Below are 14198 nucleotides of genomic sequence, written 5' to 3' on the forward strand. Positions count from 1 at the left end.
TTTATAATGTCAAAAGTAATTGGAATTGATTTAGGAACAACAAATTCATGTGTAGCTGTTATGGAAGGTGGAGATCCAGCAGTTATAGCAAATTCAGAAGGTGCAAGAACAACTCCTTCAGTTGTATCTTTTCAGAAGAATGGAGAAAGATTAGTTGGACAGGTTGCAAAAAGACAGTCAATCACAAATCCAGATAAAACTATAATATCAATAAAAAGAAAAATGGGAACTGCTGAAAAAGTAGCCATAGATGATAAAAATTATACACCACAAGAAATTTCAGCTATGATTCTTCAAAAATTGAAGGCAGATGCAGAAGCTTATCTTGGAGAAACTGTTACACAAGCGGTTATAACAGTACCAGCTTACTTTAATGATAGCCAAAGACAGGCAACAAAGGATGCAGGAAAAATTGCGGGACTTGAGGTTCTTAGAATAATAAACGAACCTACAGCAGCATCACTTGCTTATGGTCTTGATAAAATGGATACTAATCAAAAAATTCTTGTTTATGATTTAGGTGGTGGTACTTTTGATGTATCAGTACTAGAACTTGGTGATGGTGTTTTTGAAGTTAAGTCAACAAACGGAAACACTCACTTAGGTGGAGACGATTTTGATGAGAAAATAATGGATTACATTGCAGAAGAATTTAAAAAAGATAATGGAATTGATTTAAGAAATGATAAGATGGCACTTCAAAGATTAAAAGAAGCTGCTGAAAAAGCAAAAATTGAATTATCATCTTCAACTCAGACTAATATAAATCTTCCATTTATAACAGCTGATGCAACAGGTCCAAAGCATATAGATATGAATCTTACAAGAGCAAAATTTAATGAATTGACAGAAGGCTTAGTTCAAGATACTATAGAGCCAATGAAAAAAGCACTTAGTGATGCAGGACTTTCAATAAATGATATAGATAAAATAGTTTTAGTAGGTGGTTCAACAAGAATTCCTGCAGTTCAAGAAGCAGTTAAAAACTATACAGGAAAAGATCCATCAAAGGGTGTTAACCCTGATGAATGTGTTGCTATTGGTGCAGCTATTCAAGCAGGAGTTTTAACAGGAGATGTAAAAGACGTATTACTTCTTGATGTTAGTCCATTAACACTTGGAATTGAGACTTTAGGCGGAGTTGCTACTCCTCTAATAGAAAGAAATACTACAATACCAACTAGGAAGAGTCAAGTATTCTCAACTGCAGCAGATAATCAACCATCAGTTGAAATAAATATAGTTCAAGGTGAAAGAAAAATGGCTGCTGATAATAAGAGCCTTGGAAGATTTACTCTTGATGGTATAGCACCAGCACCAAGAGGAGTTCCACAAATCGAAGTTACATTTGATATAGATGCTAATGGTATAGTAAATGTATCAGCTAAAGATAAGGGAACAGGAAAAGAATCTCATATTACAATAACAGCTTCAACAAACTTAAGTGATGAAGAAATAGATAAGGCTGTTAAAGATGCAGAAAAGTTTGCAGAAGAAGATAAGAAGAAAAAAGAAAATATTGAAGTTAAAAACAATGCTGATCAGATAGTATTCCAAACAGATAAAGCTTTAAAGGATCTTGGAGACAAAGTATCAGCTGAAGATAAGTCAAATATCGAAGCTAAAAAAGAAGCGCTAAGCAAGGTAAAAGATGGAGACGATATCGAAGCGATTAAAAAAGCAACAGAAGATTTAACTCAAGCGTTATATGCTATAACAACTAAAATGTATGAGCAAAGCGGAGCTCAAGGTGCACCAGGAGCAGATCCAAATGCAGGAGCTTCACAGAAAACAAATGGCGGCGCTGATGATAATGTAGTAGATGCTGACTTTAAAGTAGATAATGATAAATAGTATTTGAAAATATATAAATTATGATTATAATATATATAGTACAAAATTAAGGGAAAGGGTGTTAACCCTTCCCTTAATTTTAAGCTTTAATAAAGTTTATGTGGAATATTTAGGTGGTGAAAGGGATGGCAAACAAAGATTATTATGAAGTGCTTGGATTAGAAAAGGGTGCGAGTGATGATGAGATAAAGAAAGCTTTTAGAAAGCTCGCTATAAAATATCATCCTGATAAAAACCGCGGAAATAAAGAGGCAGAAGAAAAATTTAAAGAAATAAATGAAGCTTATCAGGTATTATCTGATCCTGATAAAAAGGCTAATTATGATAGATTTGGAACTGCAGACTTTAATGGTGGTGGAGGTTTTGGAGACTTCTCTGGAGGTTTCGGAGACTTTGGAGATTTAGGTGATATATTTAACTCATTTTTCGGTGGTGGTTTTTCAGGTGGCTCCTCGAGAGCTAGAAAAGATGCTCCTCAAAGAGGAAATGATATGGAATATTCCATAAGTTTAACCTTTGAAGAGGCTGTTTTTGGCGTAGAGAAATCTATTAATATAACTAGAAGTGAAAACTGTGAAACATGCGGTGGTACAGGCGCAAAGAAAGGCACATCTCCTAAAACTTGTGATAAGTGTGGAGGAACAGGTACTATAAGAGTTCAGAGGAATACTCCTCTCGGAAGCTTTGTTACTCAATCAAGTTGTGATAAATGCGGAGGACGCGGAACTATAATTTCTGATCCATGTCATGAGTGTCATGGTGCAGGCCATGTTAGGAAGAAGAGAAAGATAAGCGTTAAAATTCCAGCAGGTGTAGATACAGGTAATGTAATTCCTTTAAGAGGTCAAGGTGAACATGGAAAAAATGGAGGACCAGCAGGGGATCTTTATATAAGTATAAAGGTTACTCCTCATAAAAAGTTTAAGAGAGAGGGTTTTGATATTTATATCGATACTCATATAAGCTTTCCTAAGGCCGCACTTGGGACTGATATGACAGTTCCTACTATAGATGGTGATGTAAAATATACTATTCCAGCAGGAACTCAATCGGGAACTGTATTTAGATTAAAAGGAAAAGGTGTTCAAAGAGTCAATGGCGGCGGAAGAGGAAATCAGTACGTCAAGGTAATAGTAGATACACCTAAGGCTTTAAATGATAAACAAAGGGAAGCCTTGAAGATGTTTATGGAAGCAAGTGGAGAAGCAAAGTCAGAAAAAAAATCGGGTTTTAAAAGATTTTTTGAATAATATATAGGATTTTAATTATTTATGGGAATCCTATATAGGGAAATTAGGTAAATTATAATTTATTAAGGTGCAATGATTTATAATAAAAATTGTATTTGAGTAAATTAAAGTTTATCCTGGTTTCCCTATATTTATTCTCAAATATTCTATTGGAGGAATTTAATTCATGGATAAAGATTGGTTTGAGGTCAGTGTTATAACTAGCAGTGAAGCTGTAGAAGCTGTAACAGGTATATTGTATAATACTCCTGTTAAAGGTGTGGCTATAGAGGATTCTAAGGACGTTGAATTTAAGAAGAAGCATCCTGGTGATTGGGACTATTTTGATGAATCATTACTCAATGTTAAAGATGGTGCTGTTATAAAAGCTTATTATAAGGATGATCATAACTTTGACGAGAGCGTAAAATACATAGAAGAAAGTATAGATAAACTCTCTGAGTTTGGAATAAATAAGGGCGAAGGTAAGGTTTTTGTAAATAAAGTTAATGAAACAGATTGGGAAAACAACTGGAAGAAATATTATAAACCTACCAAAATAGGCGCTAGAATTGTAGTTAAGCCTTTGTGGGAAGAGTATACTCCAAAAGATTATGAATTGATGCTTAATATGGACCCAGGAATGGCATTTGGGACTGGTACACATGAAACAACAAGAATGTGTATTCAGGCGCTTGAAAGATATGTAAATGAAGATGCAGAGGTATTTGATATAGGAACAGGATCTGGGATACTTGCAATAGCAGCAGCAAAGTTAAATGCAAAGAAAGTACTTGGTGTTGATTTGGATTCAGTTGCAGTAAAGGCAGCAAAAGAGAATATTCAGTATAACAATGTAAACAATATTGAAATATTACATGGTAACTTAATGGAGGTTGTACAAGGAAAAGCTGATATAATTGTTGCCAATATTATTGCAGATGTAATAAATATTTTAATACCAGATATAAATAAATTTTTAAAGACTGATGGATATTTTATATCTTCTGGTATAATAAAAGATAGAGCGGAAGATGTTATAGAAAATTTAAAGAAAAATAAATTTGAGATAATTGAAGTTAACAATCAAGGAGAATGGATTTGTATAGTGGCAAAATTATAAAGGAGTGTATTTTTTAATGCATAAATTTTTCGTGGGAGCAGAGAATATATGTGATAATACTGCGTACATATATGGTGACGACGTTAAACATATATATAAAGTACTAAGACTTAAGGTTGGAGAAAAGGTTAGCATAAATGACTGTAATAGTCATGAATTTCTTGGAGAAATAGAACAAATAAATAAAGAAAACGTAAAGGTTAAAATAATAGAAAACCTTGATATAAATAATGAGAGTCCGCTAAATGTGTACCTTTATCAAGGATTTCCTAAAGCGGCGAAAATGGATATAATAGTACAAAAGAATACTGAGCTTGGAATAAGGGAAATTATACCTTTAATTACACAAAGAGTAGTTGTGAAAAATGAAAAAAGTGAATTAAAAAAGGTTGATAGATGGAATAGAATAGCTTTTGAGGCTGCCAAGCAAAGTAAGAGAAGCGTAATTCCTAAAGTTAAAGACATAGCTAGTTTCAACTCTGCCATTGAGGAATTAAAGGAGATGGATTTAGTACTTGTGCCCTATGAAAATCAAGAAAAAGTAGGGATGAAAAAAGTTGCTGCTGCCATTGAAAAAAATAAAATTAAAAATGTAGCCATAGTAATAGGTCCTGAAGGTGGATTTGAAGAAACAGAGATAGAAGAATTGAAAAAAATTGGAGCTTACATAATTACTCTTGGTCCTAGAATTTTAAGGACTGAGACTGCAGGTCTTGTATGTACATCCTTAGTTATGTATGAATTGTCCGATATTGGAGGAATAATATAATGAAAGTTGCTTTTATTACTTTAGGATGCAGAGTTAACTCTTATGAAAGCGAGGCTATGGCTGAAAAGTTTATAAAATCCGGATGGGAAATTGTAGATAATGATGAAAAGGCAGATGCCTACGTAATAAATACATGTACTGTTACAAATATGGGTGACAGAAAATCCCGTCAGATGATAAGTAGAGCCAGAAAGGCTAATAAGGATGCTGTTATAGCTGCTGTAGGTTGCTATTCTCAAGTAGAGCCAGAAAAGGTTGCTGAAATTGAAGGTGTAGATATTGTTCTAGGAACAAAAAACAAAGGTGATATAATACACTATGTAAATAAATTTATAGAAGAAAGAAATCAAATAGTTAATGTAAAAGATGTATTTACAGATAAGAAATTTGAGGATTTAAATATAGATGAATATCAAGATAAGACTAGAGCTTTTCTTAAGATACAAGATGGATGCAATAGATTTTGCTCCTACTGCTTAATCCCATATGCAAGGGGTGGAGTATGTAGTAAAAATCCAGAAAAGGTTATAGGAGAAATTAAAAGGCTTGCGGAGCATGGTTTTAAGGAAATTATATTGTCAGGTATACATATAGCCTCTTATGGGGATGATTTAAAAGGTGATTGGAACTTAATCAGTATAATAGAGAAAGCAGAGCAAATTGATGGAATTGAAAGAATAAGAATAGGTTCCATAGAACCACGTTTTTTTGACGAGGATACAATAAGTAAAATAAAAAACATGAAAAAAATGTGCCCTCATTTTCACCTCTCACTTCAAAGTGGATGCACAGAAACACTGGAAAGAATGAACAGAAAGTACACAGCAGAAGAATATAAGGAAATAGTTTATAAACTTAGAGAAAACATAAGTGATGTATCTATAACTACAGATGTAATAGTAGGGTTTCCGGGAGAAACTGATGAAGAGTTTGAAAAAACTTACGATTTCCTTAAAGAAATTGAGCTTGCTAAGATGCATGTGTTTAAGTATTCTCCTAGAGAAGGAACTAAAGCTGCAGCTATGAAAAATCAGATAAATGGAAATGTAAAAGATAAAAGAAGTGCAGAACTTATTGAATTGGATAAAATAAATGAGAAAAAATTCATGTCTAAATTTTTAGACAGAGAAATGGACGTTTTATTTGAGAAAAAGCTTGAAGAAAATGAAGATTTGTATGAAGGATATACTCCTAATTATATAAAAGTAGTAGTAAAATCAAGTGAGGACATCTCAAGAAAAATACTTAAGGTTAAGCTCACAGAAATTCAGGATGAACATTTATTAGGAGAGTTGATTTTATATAAATAAAGGAAATAAGTACAAAATGTTGAATATATGTAAGAGGGGGGTGAAAACATGGATGAGTGCATATTTTGCAAAATAATAAAAGGTGAAATACCATCCTCTAAAGTTTATGAGGATGAAGATGTGCTTGCTTTTAACGATATAAGTCCAGCCGCTCCTGTGCATGTACTTGTAATACCTAAAAAACATATATCTAGTTTAAATGATATAAATGAAGAAAATAGTAAAGTAATAGCACATGTATTTGTGGTTATATCAAAATTAGCTAAAGAACTTGGCATTGATGAAGATGGATTCAGGGTTGTTTCTAACTGTGGTGAAGCCGCAGGTCAAACAGTTCATCACGTACATTTTCATTTATTGGGCAAGAAAAAATTTACATGGCCACCAGGCTAAAATAAAACACTTTTATAAGCTTATATTATTGTGAAAATATTGACATTAGAGCTTTTTATAGTGTATAATAATTGGTGTGTTATTTAGCCCAATTAGCTGCATTTGAGTTTCAAATTTGAATTGTGCTAGCGGAGGGAGGGATATAAGATGTCAGAAATAAAAGTTGGAGAAAATGAATCCTTAGAAAGTGCTTTAAGAAGATTTAAAAGAAAATGCGCTAGAGCAGGAGTTCTTTCAGAAGTAAGAAAGAGAGAACATTACGAAAAACCTAGTGTAAAAAGAAAGAAAAAATCTGAGGCTGCTAGAAAAAGAAAGTTTAAATAGTTTTGAAAGAAGGTACGTAAATGTCCCTTAAAGAAAAACTTCAAGAGGACTGGAAATGTGCTCTTAAGAGCAAAGATAAATTTAAAGCTAATGTAATCAGTATGGCTAAAGCTGCTATTTTGCAGGTAGAAAAAACTGATGGCGTAAAACTTAATGATGAAGATATTATTGGAGTTTTAGCAAAAGAAGTTAAACAAAGACGCGAAGCTTTAGTTGAGTTTGAAAAAGGTAATAGGCAGGATTTAGTTGAAAGTGCTAATGCCGAAATTAATATTTTAATGAGTTACCTTCCTCAGCAGTTGACTGAAGATGAAATTAGAATTATAGTTAAGGATGCAGCAGATAGCGTTGGTGCTAGTAACATGAAGGACATGGGAAAAGTCATGTCGGCTTTAATGTCAAAAGTTAAAGGGCGCGCAGATGGTTCCTTGGTAAGTAAACTTGTAAAAGAGTTTTTAAATAATAAATAAGAAAATGAAGGACCTGGTTTATCCAGGTCTTTTTTGTTGTAATTAAATCCTTTTTCCATTCATAAATTAGTATGAAAGTGTGCGTTTGAGGGTGAGAGGATGAATAAAAAAAGAATATATAAATTTAGAAGATTTTTGGCAAGAAAGCTTGATTTTCCAAGTGATGCTGTAATGTATACTCCTAGAATAAACATATCTGTAACTGGAGATGAGGAAATAACTATTGAAAACTACAGAGGAATTGTTGAATTTTCAGATGAAAATATAAAAGTAAATACTGAGGTTGGCACTATATCTATAGATGGCAAAAATTTTGAAATAGTTTTTATAAGTGGGAGCACTATAATTTTAGGAGGAAAATTTAAAACCATTGCTTATGGGGGTGATAAAAATGAAGCTTAAATTTGAGAGCTTTAAAAATACTTATGTTGTGGTTGAAGTGAGAACAGCTAACATTGAAAAATTTATAAACTTGCTTTGGAGAAATAAAATAGAAGTTATGAGTATGATAAGAGTTAATGCAAACCTTATTAGGTTTAAGGTTGCATTAAAAAACTATAGAAAAACGATAAAATTAGTTAAAGCGGTTAAAGGAAAAATAAAAGTAATAGAAAGACATGGTACTGGTTTTTTGTTTTTTAGAATAAGGAATAGACTTTCTATTTTAGTTGGAATAGCTGCATTTATAGCTTGTGTATTTTATTTATCTACATTTATATGGCAAATAGATATAGTTACAGAAAAGAATATAGCACCTTATGATGTTAGACAGGATTTAAGAGAAATAGGGGTACAACCAGGGATGAAAAAGAGCAGCCTAGATGTGTACAAGATTGAAGAAAAATTGATGCAGAAAAACAACAATATAATGTGGGCTAGAGTTAGGGTTTACGGATCTAAACTCAAGGTAAAGATTGTTGAAAGACAAGAAATTCCTGATGTAAAACCCAATAATGAAGCTAGAGATGTATTAGCAAAAAAATCAGGGCAAATACTTAGAGTATATACAACCTCAGGTACTGCAATCGTCAAGGCCGGAGATGTTGTTAAAAAGGGTCAAGTTCTTATAAAGGGAGAAGCAGGACAAGATGATAAGGTATATAAGGTTCATGCAGACGGAAGTATAATAGCTAAAACTTTTAATGAGAACATAGCTAAGGTAATGCTAACAACACATATAAGGAAGAGGACAGGCAAAAAGGTTCAAAATTATTATGTGCGAATAGGAAATAAGAAATTTTATTTGAAAAAAAGTGAAAATAAATTTAATAAATATGATAAAATAGTAGATGACAAATGCTTCGGTGGAAGGGAAACATATTACGAAGTTGATGATAAGGTTGTTAAAAAAGATAAAGATGCTATCGTAAAAGAGACAGCCAACAAAATGTATGATAAAATGAAGGAAAATTATGATATGAATATTAAAGTATTGGATAAAATAGTTGATTCAAATGTAGAAGGGAATATATGTACAGTAAGACTTGTAGTAGTCTGTGAAGAAGATATAGCAGATAATTAAAATACTATTTATAATGTTTAAACTATGCACAGCAAAAGGGTGAATTATAATGAAAATAGTTCAATTGATGAAGAAGGATAAATCTATAAAGGTAATGACATTTTTGTTTGCTTTTATTATAATATACGTCATATTGCTTACTTCTGTAGATACGAGAAAGTATTCGCTTAAAGAAGGCGATATTGCTAAAAATGATATTAAGGCAACCAGAGATGTAAATGATGAAGCGGCTACAGAGGAAAGAAGGAAACAGGCAGTTAACTCTGTTGGAATACAGTACGACAAAAATACAGAAATTATAAACAATATTATAGATAATATTAACAATGATTTTACTATCATGAATAAAGTTAAAGATGAAAATTCTGATGATAAGACAAAACTAAGCCAGCTTAAAAGTTCTCTAAAAACTGATTTAGATGATTCTAATTTAAGTGTGATATTATCTATGAACAAAGAAGATTTAAAGGATCTTCAGCAATTTATAATTAAAACACTGAAAGATGCTTATAATGGAGAAATAAGGGAAGATGAATCATCAGATATAAAAAAAGCTCAGAGCAGTATTGCAGCTGAATTTTCTAAAGAGAAGTTTTCAAAGGATGCTACAGAACTTGGTATAGCTATATCAAATTCCTATGTAAAGCCTAATATGTTTATTGACTCTAAAAAGACAGAGGAGATAAAAAAGGATATATCAAAAAAGGTAGAAAATGTGGTAATAAAAAAGGATCAAATAATAGTTAAAGAAGGGGAGCCTGTAACGGCAAATGAAATTTCTGTTTTAGAAGATTTAGGTCTTTTAAGTAATTCAAATGGACAAAGTTGGTACATATATGTTGCATTGGCCGTGGCAGTTTTAATAGTTTTATTTTTACAAATATACTATATATACAGATATTATAAAGAGATATATAGGGATAATAAAAAGATTATAATGCTCTGCGTACTTAATATAATATCAATTATACTAGCAAGATCAGTAGGAATAATTTCACCATTTTTGATTCCTCTTGCGTGCGCCCCTATGCTTATGATCTTATTAATGGATAGCAGAATTTCTTTGTTTGAAAGCATACTCAATTGTATTTTTATATCTTTGATATGTAAATTTAATATTGAAGTTACTATATTAGCACTTATGAGTTCAGTTATAGCTTTCATGAGCTTTAGAAAAATGAAGCAAAGGAATGATACTATATATGCAGCACTTTTTATAGCTATAATGAATGCTTTGATGTCTTTTTCCATTGGATTTCTTGTAAGCAGTAATTTGGTAGATAATGTACAGAAGGCAAGTTTCGCATTTATAGCTGGTATATTATCTGCAATATTAACAATAGGGTTTCTTCCTATTTTTGAAAGTATATTTGATGTGGTGACAGATGTCAAGCTTTTAGAATTATCGGATCCAAATCATCCATTAATTAAAAAGCTTCTTATGGAGGCACCTGGAACTTATCACCACAGTATAATTGTAGCTAATATTGCTGAGGCCGCAGTTGAAGAGGTAGGTGGAAATGCTCTTTTAGCTAGGGTGGCAGCTTATTATCATGATATAGGAAAATTAAAAAGGCCATATTTCTTTAAGGAAAATCAGGTGGGAGGAAATAATCCGCATAATAAAATAAATCCTAATTTAAGCGCGCTAGTAATAATTTCACATGTTAAGGACGGCGTTGATATTGCTAAGGAGTATAATATACCTCAAATTATACAGGATACAATACAACAGCATCATGGGACAACTCTTGTAAAATATTTTTATGTGACGCTTAAAAATGCAAGTGATAATCCAGAAGATATAAAAGAGGAGAATTTTAGATATCCAGGTCCGATTCCTAGCAGTAAGGAGACAGCAATTATAATGCTTGCAGATAGTGTAGAAGCTGCTGTTCGTTCTATACAGGAACCTACACAAGGAAAGATAGAAGAAATGATAAACAATATAATAGAAGCTAGATTAAGTGACGGTCAATTAAATCAATGTGAACTTACACTTCATGATATAGAGAAAATTAGAAGAGCGTTTTTAAAGTCTCTTCTTGGAATATATCATCAAAGAATTGAGTATCCTACAGATAAGAGTGTAATGAGACAAAAAAAAATTGAGTCTAGCAAAGAAAAAAGGAAATAAAGTAAAGGGAGTTAAGTATGATTTACATAGATAATAGGCAGAACAGTATTACTGTAGATGAAAATTTGCAAAATACTATAAGAGAAGTTATAGACTATGCACTCAAAGAAGAAGGTATGAAAATATCTTATGAGGTTTCGGTAATATTTGTAGATAATGAAACTATAAGAGAAATAAATAGAGAGAACAGAGAAGTTGATAAGGTTACAGATGTGCTTTCGTTTCCTATGCTTGAGTATGGTGAAGGGAAGGTTTTTAAAGATATATACGAAGAGTGTGATTTTGAAGACGAATATTTTGATGAAGGCAATCTTGTGTTAGGAGATATTGCGCTATCTCTTGAAAGAGCTGAGGAGCAGAGTAAAGAGTATGGACATTCGTTTTTAAGAGAAGCTGCATACTTAACAGTTCATTCCGTTCTTCACCTTATGGGATATGATCACATGGTTGATGAAGATAAAATAAAAATGAGAAAAAGAGAAGAAGAAATATTGAGTCATTTTGATATAAATAGATAAAAATTAATAATATAGGATGATGAGTATGAAACCTAAAAAATTAGTAGATAGTTTCAATCATGCACTTGAGGGTATAATTTATGCAGTTAGGACACAACAAAATGTTAGAATTGATTTGATTGCGGCTCTTGTAATACTTACTATGTGTTTTTTTACAAATTTGACAAGAGTAGAACTTTTAATTATAACAATAACAATAACAATGGTAATAAGTGCTGAACTCATGAATACGGCTATAGAAGCCACGATAGATTTAACATCCAACTATTACCATCCTCTGGCTAAAATTGCAAAGGATGTAGCGGCAGGAGCTGTTGTGGTAACAGCTATTAATGCTGTTATAGTTGGATTTATTGTATTTTGGGATAAGCTTGAGCCAGTTACAAACCATGTTATATATAAGATAAAAAATTCAAATCCGTATATGATATTTGTTATTTTGGTGATAGTATGTATACTTACTCTTATAATAAAGGCTATTTTTGGAGAAGGAACTCCTTTAAGAGGAGGAATGCCAAGTGGTCATAGCACCATAGCTTTTTCATTAGCAACAATAATAACATTGATATCACCTCAGCCTGTAGTTATAATACTAAGCTACTTTTTAGCTGTAATAGTTGCACAGAGCAGGGTGGATTCAAAAGTACACTCTTCACTTGAAGTTGTATGTGGTGCGGTTTTTGGATTTTTAGCTACACTTTTGTTATTCAAACTGTTTCACTAGGAAAAAAAGTAAAAAGTCTTTTATGGGCGAATTTAGTTAAAGGTGTATGGAAATAATATTAATTAATAGAATACAGGAGAGTTAAAACACTCAAATTAAGGAGGACTTATGTTTAAATCAGGATTTGTAACAATAATTGGAAGACCGAATGTTGGAAAATCTACTTTACTTAATCATATTATGGGGGAGAAATTATCTATAGTTTCCTCAAAGCCACAAACTACTAGAAATAATATACAAACAATACTTACAGGTGAGGAATATCAAATTGTCTTTGTAGATACTCCTGGAATGCATAACCCAAGGCATAAGCTTGGTGAGTATATGGTGAAGGTTGCTAAGGAATCTATGAACGAGGTTGATGTAGCTTTATTCGTTACTACACCTGATGTGGAAGTTAAAAGAGGAGATTTACATATACTAGAGCAGCTGAAGTCAGCAAAGGTTCCAGTTTTTCTTGTTGTGAATAAAATTGACGAGACAACGGAAGAAAGACTTGCAGCAACTTTAAAAAATTATTCCGAGGCTTTTGAGTTTCAAGAGATAATACCAATATCAGCACAAAAAGGAAAAAATGTAGATAAATTAATAGAACTTATGGTAAAACACTTGAATGAAGGTCCTAAATATTATCCTGATGATATGATAATAGATAAGCAGGAGAGGTTTATAATAGCAGAGATAATAAGGGAAAAAGCACTTAGGTTTTTATCTCAGGAAGTACCACATGGAATAGCTGTCGAGATTCTTCAAATGAAGGAAGAAAATGAAAAATATAAAATCGAAGCAACTATAATGTGCGAAAAAGATTCTCATAAAGGAATTATTATTGGAAAAGGCGGAGAAATGCTTAAGAAAATATCTCAATCTGCAAGAAAGAGCGCGGAGAAGTTTCTAGATAAAAGGGTTAACATGAAAATATGGGTTAAGGTTAAAAAGGATTGGAGAGATAGTCCTTTTGTACTAGGTGAGCTTGGATATAAAGCGCCTAAAAAATAACTCTTAAGTATATACATATTTAAGCTGGTTAACCTATAATTAAAGTAAAATAGGATAAAATAATAGAGGGGATGATAATCTGGCTTTATTTAAAAGTAGAGGAGTAGTTCTAAAAAGTCAGGATATAAATGAAAATGACAAAATTATATGGATTTTTACAGAGAAGATGGGTAAAATATCTGTAATAGCTCGAGGAGCAAAGAAAAACAGAAGCAAATATCTCCCTATTACAATAAACTTTTGTTTTGGAAACTTTGTGTTTTTTAAGGGAAAGAGTATGTTTTCTTTAAATGAAGGAGAAATAATTGACTCCTTTCAAGAATTTTTGAGTGATTTTGATACTTTAACTTACTGCTCATATCTATGCGAACTTATAGATATTTCTATGGCAGAGGGAGAAAGCAATAGAGATCTATTCAAAGAATTTGTAAGTACCTTTTACCTAATAAAAAACAAGGTTGGAGATATAGAAACTTTATCTCGAGCGTTTGAACTAAAACTTCTAAGGTATACAGGATATAATTTGAATTTAGACTATTGTTCAAAGTGTAAAAAAAGAATCAATTCAGCTTCTTATATAAGTTACAAGTATTATGGTGGGATATGCGGCGATTGTTCTAAGGAAGGAGGAATGTCAGTTACCCCTGCGGCATATAGCAGCTTAAACTACTTAAGCAAATTACCTATAGAAAAAGTATATAGGGTTAATTTAAACGACAACATAAAGAATGAGATGTTTGAAATATTAAGGGGATTTATAAGTCAAAACTATGCTAAGATACCTAAAAGTCTAGATTTATTGAATATAATAAAAGAGGAGTGAAGA

General features: G+C 32.0%; 15 protein-coding genes and 1 pseudogene. 15 read left to right on the top strand and 1 reads right to left on the bottom strand.

Features of this window, described 5'->3' with window-relative positions:
* Window positions 1–6 precede the first annotated feature (6 nt).
* From dnaK to CA_RS06805, 11 genes and pseudogenes are all read left to right on the top strand, one after another.
* Entirely contained in the window at window positions 7–1854 is a 1848-nt protein-coding gene (gene dnaK, locus CA_RS06755) for a molecular chaperone DnaK (protein WP_010964594.1), read from the top strand.
* Between the two features lie 125 nt (window positions 1855–1979).
* Window positions 1980–3104, top strand: coding sequence for a molecular chaperone DnaJ (gene dnaJ, locus CA_RS06760; RefSeq protein ID WP_010964595.1), 1125 nt, complete (start codon window positions 1980–1982; stop codon window positions 3102–3104).
* Window positions 3105–3270: 166 nt separating this feature from the next.
* Window positions 3271–4206, top strand: coding sequence for a 50S ribosomal protein L11 methyltransferase (prmA, locus tag CA_RS06765; protein WP_010964596.1), 936 nt, complete (start codon window positions 3271–3273; stop codon window positions 4204–4206).
* A gap of 16 nt (window positions 4207–4222) precedes the next feature.
* A complete protein-coding gene (locus CA_RS06770; RefSeq protein WP_010964597.1) occupies window positions 4223–4975 on the top strand; it encodes a 16S rRNA (uracil(1498)-N(3))-methyltransferase in 753 nt (250 codons plus the stop codon).
* Window positions 4975–6285 (top strand): tRNA (N(6)-L-threonylcarbamoyladenosine(37)-C(2))-methylthiotransferase MtaB, encoded by a 1311-nt coding sequence (mtaB, locus tag CA_RS06775; RefSeq protein ID WP_010964598.1) that lies wholly within the window; start codon window positions 4975–4977, stop codon window positions 6283–6285. Before CA_RS06770 ends, mtaB begins: the two co-directional genes overlap by 1 nt.
* Window positions 6286–6333: 48 nt before the next feature.
* Window positions 6334–6678 carry a histidine triad nucleotide-binding protein gene (locus CA_RS06780; RefSeq protein ID WP_010964599.1) on the top strand — a complete coding sequence of 115 codons (345 nt, stop codon included), beginning with the start codon at window positions 6334–6336 and terminating at the stop codon, window positions 6676–6678.
* A gap of 147 nt (window positions 6679–6825) precedes the next feature.
* The gene (gene rpsU, locus CA_RS06785; protein WP_010964600.1) at window positions 6826–7002 is read left to right on the top strand and encodes a 30S ribosomal protein S21; all 177 of its coding nucleotides are present in this window, start codon (window positions 6826–6828) and stop codon (window positions 7000–7002) included.
* Between the two features lie 20 nt (window positions 7003–7022).
* Complete coding sequence (locus CA_RS06790) at window positions 7023–7472, top strand: GatB/YqeY domain-containing protein (protein WP_010964601.1); 450 nt, start codon at window positions 7023–7025, stop codon at window positions 7470–7472.
* 99 nt (window positions 7473–7571) lie between these two features.
* Window positions 7572–7874 (top strand): sporulation protein YqfC, encoded by a 303-nt coding sequence (gene yqfC / locus CA_RS06795; protein ID WP_010964602.1) that lies wholly within the window; start codon window positions 7572–7574, stop codon window positions 7872–7874.
* Window positions 7864–8994: a sporulation protein YqfD gene (gene yqfD, locus CA_RS06800; RefSeq protein WP_010964603.1), complete on the top strand. Its 1131-nt coding sequence runs from the start codon at window positions 7864–7866 to the stop codon at window positions 8992–8994. The genes yqfC and yqfD overlap by 11 nt, the downstream gene beginning before the upstream one ends.
* Window positions 8995–9088: 94 nt before the next feature.
* Window positions 9089–10873 (top strand): annotated as a pseudogene (locus tag CA_RS06805) (HD family phosphohydrolase); the annotation flags it as partial.
* Between the two features lie 179 nt (window positions 10874–11052).
* Here CA_RS06805 and CA_RS20465 read toward each other — a convergent pair.
* Window positions 11053–11115, bottom strand: coding sequence for a hypothetical protein (locus tag CA_RS20465; RefSeq protein ID WP_373886724.1), 63 nt, complete (start codon window positions 11113–11115; stop codon window positions 11053–11055).
* A gap of 33 nt (window positions 11116–11148) precedes the next feature.
* Here CA_RS20465 and ybeY point away from each other — a divergent pair, with 33 nt between their 5' ends.
* The 4 genes from ybeY (at window position 11149) to recO (ending at window position 14195) form a co-directional block, all read left to right on the top strand.
* A complete protein-coding gene (gene ybeY, locus CA_RS06810) occupies window positions 11149–11649 on the top strand; it encodes an rRNA maturation RNase YbeY (RefSeq protein ID WP_010964605.1) in 501 nt (166 codons plus the stop codon).
* A 25-nt stretch (window positions 11650–11674) separates the two neighbouring features.
* Complete coding sequence (locus CA_RS06815) at window positions 11675–12373, top strand: diacylglycerol kinase (RefSeq protein ID WP_010964606.1); 699 nt, start codon at window positions 11675–11677, stop codon at window positions 12371–12373.
* 108 nt (window positions 12374–12481) lie between these two features.
* The gene (gene era / locus CA_RS06820) at window positions 12482–13372 is read left to right on the top strand and encodes a GTPase Era (protein WP_010964607.1); all 891 of its coding nucleotides are present in this window, start codon (window positions 12482–12484) and stop codon (window positions 13370–13372) included.
* A gap of 79 nt (window positions 13373–13451) precedes the next feature.
* Complete coding sequence (gene recO / locus CA_RS06825; RefSeq protein ID WP_014518908.1) at window positions 13452–14195, top strand: DNA repair protein RecO; 744 nt, start codon at window positions 13452–13454, stop codon at window positions 14193–14195.
* The last annotated feature ends 3 nt before the right edge of the window (window positions 14196–14198 follow it).

It is taken from the genome of Clostridium acetobutylicum ATCC 824 (assembly GCF_000008765.1).
GTDB classification, from domain to species: domain Bacteria; phylum Bacillota; class Clostridia; order Clostridiales; family Clostridiaceae; genus Clostridium_S; species Clostridium_S acetobutylicum.

Coding starts and splice junctions, on each gene's coding strand:
- dnaJ (WP_010964595.1), top strand. CDS start 1,980: ATGGCAAACAAAGATTATTATGAAGTGCTTGGATTAGAAAAGGGTGCG.
- CA_RS06770 (WP_010964597.1), top strand. CDS start 4,223: ATGCATAAATTTTTCGTGGGAGCAGAGAATATATGTGATAATACTGCG.
- CA_RS06815 (WP_010964606.1), top strand. CDS start 11,675: ATGAAACCTAAAAAATTAGTAGATAGTTTCAATCATGCACTTGAGGGT.
- prmA (WP_010964596.1), top strand. CDS start 3,271: ATGGATAAAGATTGGTTTGAGGTCAGTGTTATAACTAGCAGTGAAGCT.
- CA_RS06780 (WP_010964599.1), top strand. CDS start 6,334: ATGGATGAGTGCATATTTTGCAAAATAATAAAAGGTGAAATACCATCC.
- rpsU (WP_010964600.1), top strand. CDS start 6,826: ATGTCAGAAATAAAAGTTGGAGAAAATGAATCCTTAGAAAGTGCTTTA.
- dnaK (WP_010964594.1), top strand. CDS start 7: ATGTCAAAAGTAATTGGAATTGATTTAGGAACAACAAATTCATGTGTA.
- yqfC (WP_010964602.1), top strand. CDS start 7,572: ATGAATAAAAAAAGAATATATAAATTTAGAAGATTTTTGGCAAGAAAG.
- CA_RS06790 (WP_010964601.1), top strand. CDS start 7,023: ATGTCCCTTAAAGAAAAACTTCAAGAGGACTGGAAATGTGCTCTTAAG.
- mtaB (WP_010964598.1), top strand. CDS start 4,975: ATGAAAGTTGCTTTTATTACTTTAGGATGCAGAGTTAACTCTTATGAA.
- era (WP_010964607.1), top strand. CDS start 12,482: ATGTTTAAATCAGGATTTGTAACAATAATTGGAAGACCGAATGTTGGA.
- yqfD (WP_010964603.1), top strand. CDS start 7,864: ATGAAGCTTAAATTTGAGAGCTTTAAAAATACTTATGTTGTGGTTGAA.
- ybeY (WP_010964605.1), top strand. CDS start 11,149: ATGATTTACATAGATAATAGGCAGAACAGTATTACTGTAGATGAAAAT.